Raw genomic sequence first — 18,324 nt, 5'->3', positions numbered from 1 at the left:
TGAGATATGCCGCTGATGCAGGCATAAGGAGGTTATGCGTTATGGTGGCACATGTGCCAGTTCCGCTGCAAGTTACAGGAGCGGCAGCCAATGATGCATTGGCTGCCGTTTTTTATTTTATGGTCTACTCGTTCGGAGGGTGGCTGCTTGAGAACATATACAGTAAGTTAACAACGGGCCGTTTCTGGAAGGAGGGATTCCTGCAAGGGCCATTCAAACCTATGTATGGAGTTGCTCCCCTTCTCTTGCTTCCTTATGTCGAAAAAGGTGGCAATTGGATCCTCATTCTGCTGCTGAGCTTCGTCATTCCGACGGCTGTTGAATATGTGAGCGGCTTAATGCTGGAGAAGGTATTTTATCGCAAATGGTGGGACTATTCTTCATATCGGATACAGCTTCAAGGCCATGTTTGTCTATCCTTTTCACTATGCTGGATGTTTTTATCGCTAGCGGTTGTGTACGGACTGCATCCCTTGCTAGAGGCTGGCTACGTGCGAATTTCAGCAATCTGGAATATGGTATGCCCGATGTTCGTCATTTATTTCTGGGTGGACATGGCGTGGACCGTATGGTCGCGAAGACGTGAAGGAAAGTCGATGGCAGACAGTCGAAGTTGAGTAAAACTTAGGTAAAATAATAGTAAAATCAAGGTTGCGAGAGCGGAGACAAAACGTCTCCGCTCTTCTTTTTGTTGATATTACCCATTTTAAAGGGAAAACATGTATTTACTAAAAGTTTTACTAACACGATGCAATAGTTAGTAAAAAAATAAATGATCAGTAAAATATTTTACTAAAACGATTGTGAATTTTACTAAGCTCAGGTAAAATTTTATTAGAAAGTGAAGATGTGATTCATCCAACATCTCATACAGAACGAATGGTGAAGCGGATGGAAATGGACATCGTTCTTGTGAGGAATCCCTGTGGGCAGGAGGCCATACTATGCGTGTGATGAAGCAGTGGGAAAATGTGGCTGTTACAAATTGTAACCGTATGAAAGGGAGAGTGTACTTTCGCTCCTATCCGAATCGACAACTAGCCTTGCTAGACGAGCCGAAGTATGCGCATCAATGGAAGAGCTTGAATGGTACATGGAAGTTCGCTTATTTGGAAGCGCCTGAGTATTCGCCGCCGGGATTCGAGCGGCCATCATTTGATTGCTCGAACTGGGACGACATTACGGTGCCGAGCAACTGGCAGCTTGAGGGTTATGGCAATATGCATTACTCGGATCTATGGTACAACTTCCCGATTAATCCGCCTTATGTGCCGACAGACAACCCGACAGGAATATATAAGCGCAGCTTTGCGATTAGCCCGCAATGGCTGGACAATCAGCAGGTGATTTTGCGATTCCATGGCGTTGATTCCGCATTCCATGTATGGGTGAACGGGCAGGAAGTCGGTTACAGCAAGGGGGCAAGACTGCTGAGTGAATTTGATATTACAAGCTATGTAGAAGCAGGGCAGAATGAAGTGTGTGTCCGCGTGTATCAATGGTCGGATGGAACGTACATTGAAGATCAGGACATGTGGTGGCTTAGCGGTATATTTCGTGATGTCGAATTGTATGCCCAGCCGCTTGCGGGGATTGAAGACTTTACAGTGGTCACAGAGCTGGATTCTACTTTTACGAATGCGATCCTGCGCCTGAGCGCAGATATTCGTGGTGCGAAGCAGGGACACACGCTGTCTTACGAGCTGCTTGATGCAGTTGGACAACGGGTAGCCTGCGGCGATATGCCTGCGGGCGAACGCATCGCGACTGCTGTCCCAATTGCAGCTCCGAATTTATGGAGTGCAGAGACGCCGTACTTATATACCCTTCTCTTCACCTTAACTGACGGGGATGAGGTCATTGAGGTCATTCCACAGCAGGTGGGCTTCCGTGCCGTTGAATTGAAGGGGGACACATTCACAGTCAATGGGATTGCCATCAAGCTGAAGGGTGTTAACCGTCATGATGCGCATCCGATTACAGGACGTGTTGTATCGCGCGATGATATCGAGAAGGATATTCGCCTCATGAAGCAGCACAATATTAATGCGATCCGTACGGCGCATTATCCGAATTCGCCTTGCTTATATGAGCTGTGCAATGTGTATGGCATGTATGTGATCGATGAGACGGATCTGGAGTGCCACGGCTTCGAGCTGACAGACAACTTTAATTGGATTACGGATGATCCGGCATGGGAGAAAGCATACGTCGATCGTATTGAGCGCATGATTGAGCGGGATAAGAATCATCCCTGTATTATCATGTGGTCGCTTGGCAACGAATCAGGCTATGGCCGCAACTTCAGAGCGATGGGTCTCCGTGTGAAGGAAATGGATCCGACACGCCTCGTTCACTATGAAGGGGACAGAGATACGGATATTGCGGACGTGTACTCGACGATGTATACGTGGCTGGATCATCCGGAGCGGAAGACGATGCAGTATATTATTGAGAACTCTACAAAGCCGCATATTTTGTGCGAGTACGCTCATGCGATGGGCAATGGCCCAGGCAATATGCAGGAGTATCAAGATCTATTCTACGCACATGATAAGCTGCAAGGCGGATTCGTCTGGGAATGGTGTGATCATGGCATCCAGACGATCGATGAGCAGGGCCGCGTCTATTACCGTTATGGCGGAGACTTCGGTGACGATCCGACGAATGGAGCTTTCTGTATTGACGGACTTGTCATGCCTGATCGTACCCCTTCACCGGGATTACTGGAATATAAGAAGGTCATTGAGCCTGTTCATACGCATGAGGTTGATTTGCAGCGCGGCTTGATCCGTGTCAGCAACAAGTACGATTTTGCATCGCTAGATCAATTGGCACTTCGCTACTCCATTGTGAAGGATGACTGCATTTTGCAGACAGGCGAAACGGACATTACTGGCATCGCTGCGCGTACAAGCAAGGAAGTGGAGCTGGGGTACTCGCTCGATTTCACACCTGAACCGGGAACGGATTATTACGTGAATCTTTCTTATACGTTGAAGAGTGATTGCGCCTGGGCACAAGCAGGACATGAATTGGCGACGGCACAATTCCTCCTGCCGATTGTCGCTGAGATGCTGTACATCGAGCCGAGCGGCACGCTTACGATGGAAGAGGGACACTGTGAGCTCATCGTCCGCGGGGAAGAATTCAGCATTCGCTTCGATACAGTCAAGGGCCGCATGACCTCATGGACACATCATGGCACTACGGTTGTGGAAGAGGGTCCGAAGCTGCAGTTCTGGCGCGCGCCGATCGATAATGATATGTATGTCGTGGATGATTACCGAACTAAGACATTTATGCATTTGATGCATGAAATTGTAGAAGGTGTCACCTATGCACAGGAAGGCGATGTTGTCCGTGTGACGGTGTCTGTCTTGAATGGAACAACGAACGCCGCTTGGCATTACCGTTCCCGCTATGATTATCGCATCTATCCGAATGGTGATGTGCTGCTCGATGTGAGCGGTGAGCCTGGTGGCGTGAAGGAGCAGGCGCCGGAGATGATTCCGCGCATTGGCGTGGAGCTTCGTGTGCGTGCTGCTTGTGAGAATGGCAAATGGTATGGCAGAGGTCCTGGAGAGTCGTATGTAGATTCCAAGCAGGCAAATCAATTCGGCGTCTATGAGCGGACGGTGGATGAAATGTTCACAAATTACGTGCACCCACAGGAAAATGGCAATCATACGGACTGCCGCTGGGTTCGCTTGGCGGATCGTTATGGGGTAGGGATCATGGCAGTTGCGTATCCGAAGATGGACTTCAGTGCTTCTTATTATGAAGTTAAGGATTTGGATGCTGCCAAGCATACGGTTGATTTGAAGAAGCGGGATTACATTGTGCTGCATCTCGATGCGAAGCAGAATGGTCTAGGATCGAATTCCTGTGGACAGCGCCAGCTGAGTCAATATCGCAATGGATTTGAGCCGTTTGAGTTGAATCTGAAGCTGTCTGTATATTCAAATAAGGAAATCTCAGATGTGATGAAGGCGAAGGAAACGCTGCGCCGCAACTAGCAATCGCGAGGCTTTCCTCTATGCTTTTGGGCAAGAATACAGTACAATCGTAAGGAAATGAAAGAATGACGGAATGACGGATTGCTGGCGACGCATCACGATTGGAGGGCGAAATGGCTACCCTGAAACAAATTGCGGAGCGGGCTGGTGTGTCGATATCCACGGTGTCTCGCGTGCTGAACTTCGATGAGACATTGTCGGTATCAGACGAGACGCGGCGCCGCATTATGGAAACGACTGAAGAGCTCGGCTATAACAAGTACAAGCGGAAGAAGCGGACGATGGAGATGGCTGCGCCGGAGCCTTCGATGCCCGTGCCGATAGCGGAACCGCCTGCTCCTGTGCAAATCAGGGCGAGTCAGAACACGATCGGAATTGTCATGACCTATGACAAGAGTGAGGAGCTGAATGATCCGTATTATTTAACGGTGCGGCTTGCGATAGAAGAAGCAGCTCGGGAGCGAGGCGTGCAGCTTGTAGAGGTAGGGAAGAAGGGAGAACGCTCCCTTCCTGCTTCTGCTGCATCGGGGTTCATCGTGGTTGGGCCGATTGGGTCAGGCCAGCTGCATGAACTCCAGCGCTCCTCCTCTCCAATCGTATATGTGGATGATGTCCCTTGGGATCGCAAATCGGATATTGTGACGGTCGATCTGCATGATGCTGTAGATCAGGCACTGGTGCATATTCGTGCATTAGGACATGAGCGTATTGCGTATGTAGGCGGAAGAGACGTGCTGGACGGAGCCTCGATAGCGGATCGGCGCGAGGTCGCCTACGAGAGGTGGATGAAGGAAGCGGGAATCTTCGATTCATCCTTGGTGCGTGTCGGAACCTTCTCAGCCGAGGATGGCTACCGTTTGACGAAGGAGCTAATTGCATCTGGGCGCGGCTGTACCGCCGTCCTTGCGGCGAATGACTCTATGGCAATCGGTGCGATTCGGGCCATTCAGGAGCACGGCATGCGAGTGCCGGAGGATATCAGTGTGGTTGGCTTCAATGATATTGCGGTTGCTCAATTCATGACCCCTGCGCTTACCACAGTAAGACTTCATAGTGACTGTATCGGGGATACGGCGCTGGAGCTCATGATGGAGCGGCTGGAGAAGCAGCGGATCATTGGCAAGAAGGTTATGATACCAACAGAGCTGATCGTGCGGGAGAGCTGCGGGCCAGCTGCCAGACTGCGTTAAGATGTAGAACACAATGGCAATGGTATACCTGGAACGGTGAAGGAGTCTAATTCTTAGGAATTAGGCTCCTTTTGTGTACATGGAGGGATCTAAAAATGCATATTCACGAAAATAATGGAAGGGACGGTCATACATTGTGGATGAATCCGCTAATAAGGAGTGAGTGGTGGCTGCTTTTCAGGTAAATCTGAGAGTCAATAGCAGGTTGGATGCGCTCACCCGACGAAAGTCCAGTTCAGAACCCGTCGCCAGCACGTGTTGGAATAGATGACCAATATATAAAATGGAACTAACAGCAAAACAGAGAGCGATAGGGGCGAATGTAGCATGGGTGGATGGATGGACAGCACAATCAATGCGGGAACGGGCACAGAACAGGGTGATGTGAAGAGGTATCCGATTTATATCGTACTGACCGATACAGGAACACTGTTTTCTAAGCTTATTCGAATGTACACCAAGGCACCGCTGAATCATGTATCTATAGCCTTCGATCCGGCGTTGCGGGAAGTATATAGCTTCGGACAGAAGCCTTCCCGAAATCCGTTAACAGCAGGCTTCATGCGTGAAGAGGTAGAGCGTGATCTACTGCGTGCCGACGGTAAGCCGACGATATGCGCCATGTACCGTTGTATGGTGAATGCTGCGCAATACCATATGATTCGTGCCCGCATCATCACCATGATGTTCAATGAAGCTAAATATTCGTATAACTTGCTTGGTGTGCTAGGCATTCCATTCAAGCTGCAGGTTGAGCGGGAGAAGGCATTTTTCTGTTCTCAATTCGTCGCTTCGCTATTCGAGGAATGCGGCCTGAACGTCGTCGGTAAGCCTGCGGCAGCTGTAGAGCCCGATAATTTCCGCAGCTCCGAGCTGCTGGAGCTTGTATTTAAGGGTGATTTGCGCAATCTGGTACAGCCTGTCTACCAAGAGGAATTGGAATGGGGCGGCATTTCTGTGGCGTTGTAAATATGAGCTTACTGATAAGGGAAGAACCCTCATGATGAGGGTTCTTTGTGCATCGGTTCAGGTAGATTCAAGTTGAATCTACTTTTTATTTTTATGAAATTTCTTCCTTCGGGTGCACCGAACTGATCACTTCGAACGTCTTGTAATTGATAAGAATGTAAATGTTGTCCTCAGGCTTATCCTTGACATGCCCGTATAACGCAATGTGACTGGAGGCATGCTCAGGCTGGAATTGATGCTCTGTCCATTCCGTCTCCAAACCGTATTTGTCCTTAAAATATTCAGTTCCTGTTGCCATTGCTTGTTGAACAGCTGCTTGCTTTTGTTCAGGGTTCATAGCGGCTTCACATCCTATTAAGATTGCAAAAATGAGAATCAAAAAACCTGTATAGCGGACATTTTTTTGCATAACGTCTTCACTCCTACAGGAAGTATTTTTATAATATTGTATGATAGATACCAAAAAATGAAAAGACAGGAGATCCTATGGCCCAAAAAACACGCATATCAGATGAAGATTATTGGAAAATGTCCAGTTCAGCTTATGATAAGGTTCCACCTGGCGCATATGATGGCGCAAGTGGCTCGTGGGAGGTTGTTGAGCCGAAGGGCACGATGCTGCATGATTCTGAATCTGGATTCGATGCAGTCGTGTTCCGCAATAAGGATACGAAGCAAGTAGTTGTTGGATTTCGAGGTACAGAAGGGTCATCAAGCCTTGATCGTTCACTACCTGATTTCAAGACGGATTTAAATGATGTTGTTCTCGGCAAGGCGAAGGATTTGGAGGAACGATTCAGTTCCAGGGAAAATATAATTCTCTCGTACCTAGACCCGAGGAAAAATATGGAGCAAGATATACATGACTACAAGCATAATCAGTTCCGGCAAGCTGATGTGCTCGTGAGGCAGGTGAAGGAGGAGTATCCCGAATATGAGGTTACGTTGACCGGACACTCCCTTGGCGGCGGCTTGGCGCAGTATGCTGGCGCTAAAAATAGTGTTGGTGCGGTAACGTACAGTGCACCAAGCGTAACGAATCTGCTGCCTGACAAATTAGCGGAAAAGGCCAAAAATGGAGAGTTTGACGACAAGATTATCAATTATGTGCACCCGAGCGATTCGATAGGAGCGGGACCGCTCAAAGAGTATGATAGCCATGTTGGCTCAACGTATTATCTTGGCGAAGATTTTAAGACCGCGAATAGCGAATACAAGGGTATTAAGGGACGAATTAAACGGTTTATTGATACCATATCCGGCGATAAAAATTTTCATTCCTTGGATCAATACAAGTTCAATAAGGATGGCGATATCAAGAATGAGCTGATCAATCGGGCGACAGGGGAAAAATTGACGATTTCGCCGCGTGCGCTGCTTGAAGGTGATTCCGTTCTTCTTGCGGGGATGTCATTAGGCGGGGGGCTCGTTCAAGCTGCGTTAAGCGCGGCCATGGGGGGACTAGGTGGAGGCAAGCTGATTGCGCTTCGCCCCGAAGAGCTCAGCAGTGTGGCGCGAACGCTAGAGCAGCATGCTGGACAATTCCATGATCAGGCGGGCTCGGCAGTTGGCAGTATTACGAAGTTGATTCATACGAGTCAGAGCAAGCGCATCGTATCGATAGCAGAGAACACCACGCAAGAACTTACGCAGATGACGGAATGGTATGCGACTGCAGTGCAGGAGCTTGCAGGCTATATTGATCGCAAGGCCAATGAGTTCAAGGCAGCTGATTTGGCTTAATGAAATGAATGGAAGGTCGAGAAGCAAAGGAGGGAATATGATGAACGACCGTATCCTGGTCGAATTGAATGATTTGCGCCAAGCGCACAAGCAGATTGGTCAGTTGGCAGAACTGCTAGAGCGCAATGAGCAGTATGTTCAGCAGCAGCTTGCGAGGCTTCAGGATTGGGTTGGTATCTCTGCTGATGAGATGAAGCAACGGTTAAGCAAATTCCAATCAGAGCTTGTCATGCGAAGGCGCCTCCTGACGGAGCGTCAGCAAGAGCTGCTCCGGTATATTCAGGATATGGAACGTGCGGATCAGTCTGCGGCTTCAGTACGCTGGATGTGAAGGGTTGAAGGAAGCAGCATGATAGATATCGTATGTATGACTACATAAGAAGCAGGTGCATAACAGAATGGAAGTCGATTACGAGAAGTTCGCAGCTCTCATCGAACGTCTAGAGAAGTCCGCGAAGCGCTCTCCGCAAGCATACAAGCTGCGCGTACTTGGATTAACAGTGCTTGGATTCAGCTATATTTATCTCATTTTAGCAATTCTGCTTGGTTTAGTAGGCGGTCTCATCTGGTATTCCATCTCCACTGGACGAGTCAATGCGGGTGAAGTGAAGCTATTCATTATTCTTATTCCGCTTGCGCTTATTATTCTACGTTCATTATGGGTTCGCTTCGAGCAGCCGGAAGGGCGCGTATTGTTGCGTTCGGAAGTGCCGGAACTGTATGCAGAGGTCGATCGAATGGCGCGTGAATTAAAGGCCCCTCGCGTGGACAGCATCATCGTAGATGAACAATTCAATGCTGCGATGCTGCAGCATCCTCGCTTAGGTATGTTTGGTTGGCACAAAAATATATTGATTGTTGGATTGCCTTACATGATGGCCTCTACGCCAGAAGAGTTCCGTTCGACAATCGCGCATGAGCTTGGCCATTTGTCTGGCGGTGACAGCCGGTTCTCAGGCTGGGTATACCGGGTCGTGAAGACATGGGGAACGATTGTAGGGAAGCTGGAGGAGAAAAATCAGTTCGGTACAGGGTTGTTCAAGAAATTCTTTAACAAGTTCTATCCTTACTACTCCGCATATACATTCGTACTGCGGCGGGCGAACGAATATAGTGCAGACCGCGCCTCAGTGCAGCTGGCTGGCGCTGAAGTAACGGTCTCCTCCCTGTATAAGGTCCATGTGTTAGGCGCTTATTTGTCGGAAGTATTTTGGCCGAAGCAGTATCGGGCTGCACAGCGCGTATCGGAACCTCCTCGTATTTACGTTTCGTTGGAACGTTTCTTGAAAGAGGGCCTTCCAGAACGTACGGTGCGGCAATGGGGGCAGGCGGCACTAGCTGAACGAACGGGACTGACGGACACGCACCCGTCCTTGTCGGATCGGCTGCAGGCGATTCAGCAGTCTTCTGAGGCGCCTCATGTTCCTTCTTGGGAACCATTAAGCGGCTCTACGGCGGCAGAATATTTTCTAGGCAGCTTGTACAAGGTGCTGCTGGAAGAAGTGGACAACCGCTGGATTGCACAAATTGCAACAAGCTGGCAAGAGCGACACCACGATTATGCGCCGGTACGGGCGGAGCATGAAGAGCTGAAGCAAGAGCTCCAGCAGCAAGGCAAGCTGAGCTTCGAGCAGGGGTGCCGCTATGCGCATACAACGGAATTGCTGTATGGCGGCGAAGAAGCTCTTCCTCTTCTAGAACGTATTAATGAGGAGTATGTGGATCAGATTGAGCCGCTGCAAGAAGAAGGGCGCATCCGCTTGCAGTATTTAGATGAAGGCGGAATTCATCTGCTTGAACGAGTGATGAAGCTGGATATGTTCCGGACGAATCAGATGTGCCGGTGGATCTACAATTATCTGGTTCACATGGGGCGATATGATGAAGCTGATTCTTATGCGGAACGCGCGATGGATTGGATGGAAGAGAACAAGGATGCGATTGAGGAACGTACGCATCTAACCTTTCAGGACAACACCTATATCCATCATGGGCTGAGTGAGCAAGAGCTGAAGGATGCCAGAGAGAAGCTTGCTTCTATCCCTATCATCCAAGAAGCGTATCTGGTTCAGAAGAAATTGGAGCATTTCCCTGATCAATATGGAGTGTACCTATATGGGGTAGTTGTTGACGTACCGCAGGAGGCTGCTGGCCAAGAGGCAGAGTGGCTCTCCGAATTTACGGACAAATGTGCGGAAGAACTGGATTTACCAGGGGCCTATGTGTACATGATCGATTACGCTACCTATCATGGTGTGATCGAACAGATGAAATCAATTCCTGGGTCGTATATTTATCATGTAAGTCATATAGGCGAGCAAGAAGTCGGTTGATGCTGTTTATATCCCTTATATCCTAAAAAGAAAGCAGCTTGCTGAGCAGTAACTCGGCAGGCTGCTTTCCATTGTGGCGACTAGGATACTCGCGAGGCTTATCTCTTACACTGGGTTAGCTTCTGCGCTCCCCGCTTGTTGCAAAAATTGCTTGCCATATTCACCATGATCATGCATGGCAGGATGCTCAATTTGAATCGTGGTGTGCTCAATGCCGTACTTCGCCTTAAGCATATGATTGATAGCCAGAATGACGCAGAAGGGCTGAATATCCTCACGGATGAAGACATGCGCTGTCAATGAATAGTGATCGGTGGATACCGCCCACAGATGAAGCTCATGGACATCTTCTACTCCTTCCACATGGTTCATTTCCGCACGTATTTCCTCCAGATCGTATTTGTCAGGGACAGCCTCCATTAATATGAGGATGGATTCGCGAATGATTTTCGCGCCGCCAATGCAAATGATGGCTCCAATCACCATACTAATCAATGGATCCAACACGTACAGTCCTGTGAAATAGATGAGAATGGCCGATATAATAACACCTACAGAGCTGAGTAAGTCACCGATAAAGTGCCACAAGGCACTCTTTACATTCAGGTTGTCCTCTTCCTTCGTGCTATGACTCAATACGAGCGTCAGGACAATATTTACGATCAAGCCGATCGTAGCGATAATCAGCATCAGCCGCAGATCAACATCTTGCGGATGAACCATCCGCTTAATACCTTCGACAACGATTCCAATTGCAATCACAATCAGAGCCAGTCCATTTAGGAAGGATGCAATAATTTCGAATCGGAGATAGCCAAACGTATATCGCTGGTTGGGTTCCCGAGTTGCCATGTAAATGGCGGTCATACTGAGACCTAACGCGATAACATCCGATATCATATGAGCAGAGTCGGATAAGAGAGCAAGTGAGTTGGACAGAAGCCCGCCCACAATTTCAACAATGGTGAAGAATAGGGTCAAGGCTAATGTAATCCACAATGTACGCTTCGAAGTGACTTGTTCCTTCACATGGTTGAGATGGTGGTAGTCGTGGTGAGTCATATGGACCATCCTTTTTAATTAAAGTAAAATTCTCATACAGGAATGAGTATGATGTATTGTATCCATACCTCGCTTTTTTCTCAAATGAACGTTTTATGGATAATACAATTGATTTTCATTCTTATAAATTGTGCTTGTTCGCATACTACGTATCGGGCATGTTGGTGCGATTAAGGAAACAGGCTGCTCCTTGTCCTAGTCGTTTATTTCCGGCTATTGCAAATCCAGCATTGTTCACGAGAAGACGAACGCTCCCATACGTGTCAAGGATATATTGTGCAGTGGCGGCAATGCTATTCGAATCAGTTGCATCGAGCGCTTGAATGTTGATCCGCTGCTTAACGCCCTGTGCTTCTGCCTCCATTAGGCGGGAGGATTGATGGGGATTGCGCATGGTGGCTACTCTATATGTATGAGTGAATTGCTTGATAGCGTCGTTCCCCCTGTCTGTTTGACAAAGAGGTGAAGCGTGAGTGTGTACGGTAGTGATATCCATGGTTGGATATGCATGAAGTGCAAGGAGGCATATAGTAAGCTGAATATGCAAGAAATCATAAAGTTAGGGGAAAGATGCTGCCTGAGTCTGTACGGCACTTCTTTCCCCCTTCGATGGCTGCTATGAATTTGCAGGTGAGAAGCCTTCCTCTTGCAAGTACTCCTCTGCTTCCTCACGCGTCTCGAATGTCATTTCCAGGCTCTCGCCCGCATAGATGTTCCACAACTCAAAGTCATACTCGAGCCATAGTGTCTCGTTGTTGTCATTGATATAGCGCTCTCTGCTGCTCTCTTCAGCAGTGTCTTCCATCTCGACGTCAGCCTCCTGTGAAGCAGGCGACATGGAATCAATGGAGGCGCGAATGAGCTTGCGAAGCTCCTCTTCCGAGTATTCACGGATGTTGACCATGCCTTTGGCATCTGTATCATAACTCGATACATAGCCGGCATAGACGAATCCGTTGCCGTTCGGATGCAGGTGATAGACGACAGTCTTCTTCTCCACAATGCTGTCTTCATAGTGGAAGTTCACTCGTCCCAGTGATACATTATTACGCTCAAGCTCTGGGAACGATTCGATAACCGCTAGTTTCTGTCCAAACGTCAGCATGTTACCTCCTGAATTTATACGATGGAATCGATCTTGATGGTCCATTATACCATAGGGACGTTTCCGTGTATAATATGTGGATACCGATGTCGATCATATGCATGGAAATATCGGCGAAGTCGGTTCAACTGCAAGTTTGCAGCGAAGGATAGAATGAGCAAGGAGCAGTGTCTTCATGGAACAGAATGGACAGCAGCGAAAGCATATATTTGCTGGTCTTGAGGTGGATATTGTGCTGAAGCAGGATCAGCGTACGGGCAAGACGACAAGAGGTATCGTGAAGGATATTCTGACGAATTCTCCATCTCATCCGCACGGCATCAAGGTACGCCTGCAGGATGGACAAGTAGGCAGAGTGAAGTCGATTTTCCATACATCATCACAAGATAGGGACTAGATTGAATTATACAGAAATGGGGTGGCCTGTCTGACGGGCTTAAATCAACGAGGATTCGCACAATTGGGAGTAACGGAGCAATTGGTGCACACATTGAATCAACATGGAATTGCGGTGCCAACACCGGTTCAGGCTAAGACGATTCCGGTCGTACTGTCGGGAGAAGATGTTGTATCTCAGGCACAGACGGGGACAGGCAAGACGCTGGCCTTCCTGCTGCCAATTATTCAACGCATTGATGCAAGTTCAACACATGTTCAGGCATTGATTGTTGCACCTACACGAGAGCTGGCTCTGCAAATTACGGCAGAAGCGAAGAAGCTTATCGAGGCTTATGAAGGCGTGAACGTGCTTGCTGTATACGGTGGACAAGATGTAGAACGTCAAATGCGCAAGCTCCAGGGCGGTCGTCAGCTTGTCATCGGAACGCCAGGTCGATTGCTTGATCATCTGAGACGCGGGACAATCTCGCTGTCGAAAGTGAAGACATTGGTATTGGATGAGGCGGATCAAATGCTTCATATGGGCTTCCTTGGGGAAGTGGAGGAAATTATTCGCCAGATTCCAACGAATCGCCAGACGCTGCTGTTCTCTGCTACTATGCCAGTGAATGTAAGACGCTTGGCTGAGCGATTTATGCGCAGTCCGATTGATATCCATGTGCAGAGCGAGCGTATTACCGTGAAGAACGTGAAGCAGATTGTCGTGCAAACGACAGATCGTGCCAAGCAGGCGACTCTGTGCAAGCTTATTGATGAGCATCGCCCTTATCAAGCCATTATTTTCTGCCGGACGAAGCGCAGAGCAAGCAAGCTGAATGAAGAATTGCTTGAAATGGGCTATGATTCGGACGAACTGCATGGCGACTTGTCGCAGTCGAAGCGGGAGCAGGTTATGGAACGCTTCCGCAAGGTGAAGATGCAACTGCTTGTCGCGACGGATGTTGCGGCACGAGGGCTGGATGTAGAGGGTATTACACATGTGTTCAACTATGATGTCCCTCAGGATGCAGAGAGCTATATCCACCGCATTGGCCGTACAGGCCGCGCAGGTGCGCAAGGGATCGCGATCACATTCGCTTCTCCTAGAGATCGTATGGCTGTGGAGCTGATCGAGCGCGGCATCGGACAGAAGCTGGAGCGTCGTAATCAAGATGGGGAGCACACTGAGGTTGCTGGCGATTTTCGGACTGGTCGTGGCAAGAAGTCAGACAATGAACGCAGTTCCGGACGTGGTGGACGCGGCAATAGTCGTGGAACACGAAGCGACGCGAAGGATGCACGTGGTCAAGGTGCAGGTCGAGGTGGACGCGGTGCTGCTCGCGGCAAGCAAGGCAGTGATGCGGGTGGCCGTAGCGGACGGCGTGAAGCGAGAAATGAAGGCCATGGAGGACGCAGCAGTGCGCGCGACGGACGAGGCCAGGGCCGTAGTTCTCGTTCGCAGTCAAGCCAAGGCGCTGGTCGCCAAGAGAGCCGCGGCAAGTCTGGTGGCCAATCCAGCGGCCGTTCGAGCCAAGGTGGAGGTCGTTCATCCGGTCGTGGCGGCGGACGTCGTTCACGATAGCTAAATAAACTATTTTTATAAACTAAAGGCGACCGGGAAACCGGTCGTTTTTTTACGTTTGCTTGACCCGCTTTACATCGAACCGGGTGTATTAAAAAGTATTTCTTTCGCAATACTAGTTGCAAGTATATAAACGATAAAAAAGGATGGGTGTCAGGTGAATATTAATTTTTGTAATCTAAACGGGAGCAAAATTATTGAACCCTTCAACGGAGAGATTACTTGGGCTTCGGTAATAAAGGACATTCAAAGCATTGTTTTAAATAATAAGGAATACACGCTGGCAAAAACGGAATTTGTCTATGTCAAAGAGGGTGTGTCCCAAATAAATATTTATGTAGAGCCTAAATAAATCGTTTTTTCATACTTCCCGCACCTTTCTCTGCCATATGCCTCATGCCTAATGCAAGTTATTGCTCGTATCCCCGTTTGAAATCATGCTCCCCTTCAGGGGGAGAGTTTCCTATCCCACATGAAAGACTTCCTCCCTATGAAAATATGTTACTATAGTAAGTAACAAGATAACGGAACGTACAAGCGTTAGGCGGAAAGGTTGAGAATAATCCATGCATCGCATGCGTGACCCACTGAGAAGCTTGATAAACATGCCAACTGTGTCCAAACAGAAATGGAAAGCTATGATTATTGGCTCAGTGATGCTGGTTTTCGCTCTTCTAGTATTACCATATGCATCAATGCCGCTGTGGAAGACAGCGGTTTTCTTTCCGGTATTTATTGCATGGATATTGTTCGGGAATCTTTTGACATCTCATTTGCTATACATCCAATTTCACGCGACTAGGCATAAGCCGGTACTTATTCTGTCCGCAACGTTCCTCTTTACGGGCTTGATCATGATTCCGCATATGCTAACCTCTCCAGGCGTATTTGCAGAAGAGGAAATACTGGATGTCAGTGTGCAAACGTCGATGTGGTTCTGGGTGTGCTGGCATGTCGGCTATCCCGCAGGAATCATTTTGTATACGTCAAGCTTGCGCAAAAAGAATTCACGTTCGTCGGTGCGTCATGAATACGCAACAGCGATAAAAATATTCGCGATCGTCATTGTGCTCGTCGGACTTATTACGTATGTGTTGATCGGGTATCAAGATGTGCTGCCAGTGCTGATTCAGGATGAAGGATATCAACAGCTCATTCCTACTGGAGTAGGCCCGATTGTCTGGTCAATCAACTTCGCGGCGTGTCTATTTTTATTCCTGACAACCCGGGGAAAAAGCTTGCTTCACCTGTGGCTGCTGGTCTCGGTGTTTACATTCTTTCTGGATGTAACGCTCGCCATATTTTCAGATAAGGAATTCAGCCTTGGTTGGTATGTGGCGTGCTTGAATTCACTATTATCCGCGACGGCGGTGCTGTTCGTCTTTTTTTATCAAGTGAATCGGCTCTATGTAAGGCTGATCTATTCTCAGAAGGCGCTGCGCAACTCGCAGGAGAGGGTTGTCGTCATTCTCGACAGCATTACAGATGCCTTCCTTGCTGTGGACAAGCAGTGGTGCTATACCTATATGAACAAGGAAGCGGAGAAGTATCTGGGCTTTATTTTCGGTGTTGTCAAGGGGCTCTCTATATGGAAGGTGAGTCCGCACTTGCATCAAACGAAATTGTATGAGATATGTCATCAGGTGATGTATCAGGGGCAGCCTCGGGAGTTCACGGAGTTCGACAAGATGCATGGCAGATGGTTGGAGTATCGTGTATTTCCATCACGCAACGGGGTGTCCGTTTATTTCCATGATGTGACGGAGCGAATTGTAGCCGAAAAACAGATGAAGGAAGCGAACAAGAAGCTGCAAATGGCGAATCGCCTCCTGACGGACTTTTCTTACACTGATGGGCTGACAGGTGTATATAATCGACGCTACTTCGATCAGATCATGAATCAGGAATGGGAACGCGTTAAAAAGCAGAGGGGGCCGCTATCGCTCATTATGCTGGATGTCGACTACTTCAAGCGGTACAACGATACGTACGGCCACCTGGCAGGGGATGAATGCTTGCACCAAGTCGCCCAGGCGATTCGGGAAGTAGTTACGCCGCCGCTTGCCGTTGTCGCGAGATACGGCGGGGAAGAGTTCGGCGTTATTTTGCCGTTAACGGACTTAATGACGGCGAAGCTTATCGGAGAGCAGATTCGAGTTCGCGTGGAATCGCTCGGGATTCCGCACGCCGATTCAGATGCTAGCCATGTCGTTACCTGCTCGCTTGGCGCGGCTTCGTGCAGCATTGAGGATGTTGATGATTCGGAGCCGCATATGCTGGTTGCGAGGGCTGATCAGGAGCTGTACCGGGCGAAGCAGGGAGGTCGGAATCGTCTGATTGTGGCGATCTCATAGAATAGAAGTGGAAAAAGGACGTCTTCGCGTCCTTTTTTGCGTTGCTCGTATCTGTGTCTCTCTTGTCAGCGTATAGCAAGATAGCGGCTGCTTGTTACTTTTCCAAGTAAGTTGGAGGTGTGACATCGTTGATGAACAAGATGCCATCATATTGCTCGCTCGGAATGCTGCTTATTGGCGAGATGCCTGTTACGTATGACGTCATTGGCTGCGACATCCATGTAGTGCCTGGAACGGCTGGAGCATGGCTCATATCGATGAACGAGTAGGGCTTGCCGATGCTTGTCATAAGTTCCTCTATAGAATGCGGCATAGGCGGAAGTACGTCATAAATTTCGCGTGTGACATGCGCGTTCTGTCCTTTACCTAGGAATAAGCCCATCACGTATCCTTGGTCTTTGTACTTGGTTGTTTGCATAATCTCGCCCATATTGCGAAGCGGCAATGCTATGCCGAACTCTTTGGAATGTGCCTTGCTAATATGTCCGTTGTGTGCCCATACGATGATTTTCTCATTTTTATAGACGTTGTCAGCGAGCCATACCAAGTTATCTGCCATCATTTGGTCGCGATACTCCCACGATTGGATCATGGACATATAATCGAGGTTTTTGCCCTCCATATATAGAGTAGACTTAATTGTCAGTTCCATGTATTCACGAACAATTTGAATTCGGTTGTCGATTGCGCGTTGTACAAGCTGTACGATATGCGGGTTGTCCGGGAACTGCTTGCGCAGCGCCTGTTCACGCTTTGGAATGGTCGCTTTTATTTGTTCATACAGCTTCAAGTAGCCTGGTTTTACCTTCTGATACCCCTCCAGATCCGAGCTCATTTCCCATTCGTCCAGTGCTAGTTCAATCTCCTGAAACTGCTTGGCAAGCTTTGCATCGCCCATCCAATCAGCAGCGAACATGACGCCCTGCGGCTGCATATCGTAGCCGGCCAGCGTGAGCGGCTTATCGGTACGCTTCGTATCTTGAATGTATTGATACAGTGGCACGGTCTCTTGTGCTTGCCAGATGCGGAATATGGAATCTTTCATTGTCGCAATCGGCTTTTGCGAGCTTACATTGCCATAAGCGCCGGCTGCATTGCCTAAGTTCGTCTCGAAGGCGATGACATTGAACCCAAGTTCCTGATGTAAATATTGAATGAGACGTGTTTTGGCGGAGTTGTATTGAGCTGCCCCATGTGAACTCTCGCCCAAATAGACGATTCGCTTGTCTTGCAGTAATGGCTTTAAGGCCTCTAAATCGGCAAATTTCTCGGGTGCGATTCGTGCGTCTGATCCAGTCTGTTCAGGATTGATCGAATTCAGTGAGACTGCGTTGTCGCTCAGCCAGTTCTTCCAATCTTCACGTGTTTGTGAGCTGGTACGTGCTTGCTCCAGCTGATCTCCCTGCTTATCAGATGAAGCCTGAGCATGTATAGGGGCTCCGAAGGAGAGCATTGTACCAAGTGCGATAACGGAAGCGAGAGCTAGAGATAGGCTTTGACGTTTCCATGTGCCTTTTATTGATTTCATCGGATTGTCCTCCAAGTGTTAGGTATCGCAGCTGCGATTCATTGTGTTGCATTGTTCGCTT

The 18,324-nt window shown here is 48.6% G+C and carries 16 protein-coding genes; 11 read left to right on the top strand and 5 right to left on the bottom strand.

Annotated features, from left to right (window positions below):
* Positions 1 to 41 precede the first annotated feature (41 nt).
* From ABN764_RS07735 to ABN764_RS07720, 4 genes are all read left to right on the top strand, one after another.
* Positions 42 to 617, top strand: a complete 576-nt coding sequence (locus ABN764_RS07735) for a putative ABC transporter permease (protein WP_174807626.1) — start codon at positions 42 to 44, stop codon at positions 615 to 617.
* Between the two features lie 327 nt (positions 618 to 944).
* Positions 945 to 4,019: a beta-galactosidase subunit alpha gene (ebgA, locus tag ABN764_RS07730; RefSeq protein WP_446671480.1), complete on the top strand. Its 3,075-nt coding sequence runs from the start codon at positions 945 to 947 to the stop codon at positions 4,017 to 4,019.
* Between the two features lie 113 nt (positions 4,020 to 4,132).
* Entirely contained in the window at positions 4,133 to 5,209 is a 1,077-nt protein-coding gene (locus ABN764_RS07725; protein ID WP_446671479.1) for a LacI family DNA-binding transcriptional regulator, read from the top strand.
* A gap of 327 nt (positions 5,210 to 5,536) precedes the next feature.
* Complete coding sequence (locus ABN764_RS07720; protein ID WP_446671478.1) at positions 5,537 to 6,178, top strand: hypothetical protein; 642 nt, start codon at positions 5,537 to 5,539, stop codon at positions 6,176 to 6,178.
* Positions 6,179 to 6,269: 91 nt separating this feature from the next.
* Here ABN764_RS07720 and ABN764_RS07715 read toward each other — a convergent pair whose 3' ends face one another.
* Positions 6,270 to 6,515 (bottom strand): hypothetical protein, encoded by a 246-nt coding sequence (locus tag ABN764_RS07715; protein ID WP_446671477.1) that lies wholly within the window; start codon positions 6,513 to 6,515, stop codon positions 6,270 to 6,272.
* Between the two features lie 149 nt (positions 6,516 to 6,664).
* Here ABN764_RS07715 and ABN764_RS07710 point away from each other — a divergent pair, with 149 nt between their 5' ends.
* From ABN764_RS07710 to ABN764_RS07700, 3 genes are all read left to right on the top strand, one after another.
* Complete coding sequence (locus ABN764_RS07710) at positions 6,665 to 7,921, top strand: lipase family protein (protein ID WP_446671476.1); 1,257 nt, start codon at positions 6,665 to 6,667, stop codon at positions 7,919 to 7,921.
* A 40-nt stretch (positions 7,922 to 7,961) separates the two neighbouring features.
* Positions 7,962 to 8,252, top strand: coding sequence for a hypothetical protein (locus tag ABN764_RS07705; RefSeq protein WP_021257301.1), 291 nt, complete (start codon positions 7,962 to 7,964; stop codon positions 8,250 to 8,252).
* 67 nt (positions 8,253 to 8,319) lie between these two features.
* Positions 8,320 to 10,254 (top strand): M48 family metallopeptidase, encoded by a 1,935-nt coding sequence (locus ABN764_RS07700; protein ID WP_446671475.1) that lies wholly within the window; start codon positions 8,320 to 8,322, stop codon positions 10,252 to 10,254.
* Between the two features lie 105 nt (positions 10,255 to 10,359).
* Here the strand turns inward: ABN764_RS07700 and ABN764_RS07695 are convergent, their stop codons facing one another.
* From ABN764_RS07695 to ABN764_RS07685, 3 genes are all read right to left on the bottom strand, one after another.
* Positions 10,360 to 11,316 (bottom strand): cation diffusion facilitator family transporter, encoded by a 957-nt coding sequence (locus ABN764_RS07695; RefSeq protein WP_446671474.1) that lies wholly within the window; start codon positions 11,314 to 11,316, stop codon positions 10,360 to 10,362.
* 145 nt (positions 11,317 to 11,461) lie between these two features.
* Positions 11,462 to 11,710, bottom strand: a complete 249-nt coding sequence (locus ABN764_RS07690) for an SDR family NAD(P)-dependent oxidoreductase (protein WP_268624171.1) — start codon at positions 11,708 to 11,710, stop codon at positions 11,462 to 11,464.
* Between the two features lie 222 nt (positions 11,711 to 11,932).
* A complete protein-coding gene (locus ABN764_RS07685) occupies positions 11,933 to 12,421 on the bottom strand; it encodes a hypothetical protein (RefSeq protein WP_446671473.1) in 489 nt (162 codons plus the stop codon).
* A gap of 175 nt (positions 12,422 to 12,596) precedes the next feature.
* On the opposite strand from ABN764_RS07685, the gene ABN764_RS07680 reads away from it, so the two are divergent.
* The 4 genes from ABN764_RS07680 to ABN764_RS07665 all read left to right on the top strand — a co-directional run bounded on the left by ABN764_RS07680 (position 12,597) and on the right by ABN764_RS07665 (position 16,735).
* Positions 12,597 to 12,818 (top strand): YwbE family protein, encoded by a 222-nt coding sequence (locus ABN764_RS07680; protein WP_021257296.1) that lies wholly within the window; start codon positions 12,597 to 12,599, stop codon positions 12,816 to 12,818.
* Between the two features lie 63 nt (positions 12,819 to 12,881).
* Positions 12,882 to 14,381, top strand: a complete 1,500-nt coding sequence (locus ABN764_RS07675) for a DEAD/DEAH box helicase (RefSeq protein WP_446671472.1) — start codon at positions 12,882 to 12,884, stop codon at positions 14,379 to 14,381.
* 157 nt (positions 14,382 to 14,538) lie between these two features.
* Entirely contained in the window at positions 14,539 to 14,733 is a 195-nt protein-coding gene (locus tag ABN764_RS07670; RefSeq protein ID WP_446671471.1) for a hypothetical protein, read from the top strand.
* A 253-nt stretch (positions 14,734 to 14,986) separates the two neighbouring features.
* Positions 14,987 to 16,735, top strand: a complete 1,749-nt coding sequence (locus ABN764_RS07665; RefSeq protein ID WP_446671470.1) for a sensor domain-containing diguanylate cyclase — start codon at positions 14,987 to 14,989, stop codon at positions 16,733 to 16,735.
* Positions 16,736 to 16,829: 94 nt separating this feature from the next.
* On the opposite strand, the gene ABN764_RS07660 is transcribed toward ABN764_RS07665, so the two are convergent.
* Positions 16,830 to 18,263: an erythromycin esterase family protein gene (locus tag ABN764_RS07660; RefSeq protein WP_446671469.1), complete on the bottom strand. Its 1,434-nt coding sequence runs from the start codon at positions 18,261 to 18,263 to the stop codon at positions 16,830 to 16,832.
* Positions 18,264 to 18,324 lie beyond the last annotated feature (61 nt).

The sequence above is a fragment of the Paenibacillus wuxiensis genome (assembly GCF_040195695.1).
Taxonomy (GTDB): Bacteria; Bacillota; Bacilli; order Paenibacillales; family Paenibacillaceae; genus Paenibacillus_B; species Paenibacillus_B suaedae.
Note: the sequence above shows the minus strand (reverse complement) of the source record. Positions and strands in the feature narration are given on the sequence as shown.

Bases quoted from the DNA above. Each gene is read 5' to 3' on its own strand.
- ABN764_RS07735 (WP_174807626.1), top strand. From the start codon at position 42: ATGGTGGCACATGTGCCAGTTCCGCTGCAAGTTACAGGAGCGGCAGCC.
- ebgA (WP_446671480.1), top strand. From the start codon at position 945: ATGCGTGTGATGAAGCAGTGGGAAAATGTGGCTGTTACAAATTGTAAC.
- ABN764_RS07725 (WP_446671479.1), top strand. From the start codon at position 4,133: ATGGCTACCCTGAAACAAATTGCGGAGCGGGCTGGTGTGTCGATATCC.
- ABN764_RS07720 (WP_446671478.1), top strand. From the start codon at position 5,537: ATGGGTGGATGGATGGACAGCACAATCAATGCGGGAACGGGCACAGAA.
- ABN764_RS07715 (WP_446671477.1), bottom strand. From the start codon at position 6,515: ATGAACCCTGAACAAAAGCAAGCAGCTGTTCAACAAGCAATGGCAACA.
- ABN764_RS07710 (WP_446671476.1), top strand. From the start codon at position 6,665: ATGGCCCAAAAAACACGCATATCAGATGAAGATTATTGGAAAATGTCC.
- ABN764_RS07705 (WP_021257301.1), top strand. From the start codon at position 7,962: ATGAACGACCGTATCCTGGTCGAATTGAATGATTTGCGCCAAGCGCAC.
- ABN764_RS07700 (WP_446671475.1), top strand. From the start codon at position 8,320: ATGGAAGTCGATTACGAGAAGTTCGCAGCTCTCATCGAACGTCTAGAG.
- ABN764_RS07695 (WP_446671474.1), bottom strand. From the start codon at position 11,316: ATGACTCACCACGACTACCACCATCTCAACCATGTGAAGGAACAAGTC.
- ABN764_RS07690 (WP_268624171.1), bottom strand. From the start codon at position 11,710: ATGCGCAATCCCCATCAATCCTCCCGCCTAATGGAGGCAGAAGCACAG.
- ABN764_RS07685 (WP_446671473.1), bottom strand. From the start codon at position 12,421: ATGCTGACGTTTGGACAGAAACTAGCGGTTATCGAATCGTTCCCAGAG.
- ABN764_RS07680 (WP_021257296.1), top strand. From the start codon at position 12,597: ATGGAACAGAATGGACAGCAGCGAAAGCATATATTTGCTGGTCTTGAG.
- ABN764_RS07665 (WP_446671470.1), top strand. From the start codon at position 14,987: ATGCCAACTGTGTCCAAACAGAAATGGAAAGCTATGATTATTGGCTCA.
- ABN764_RS07660 (WP_446671469.1), bottom strand. From the start codon at position 18,263: ATGAAATCAATAAAAGGCACATGGAAACGTCAAAGCCTATCTCTAGCT.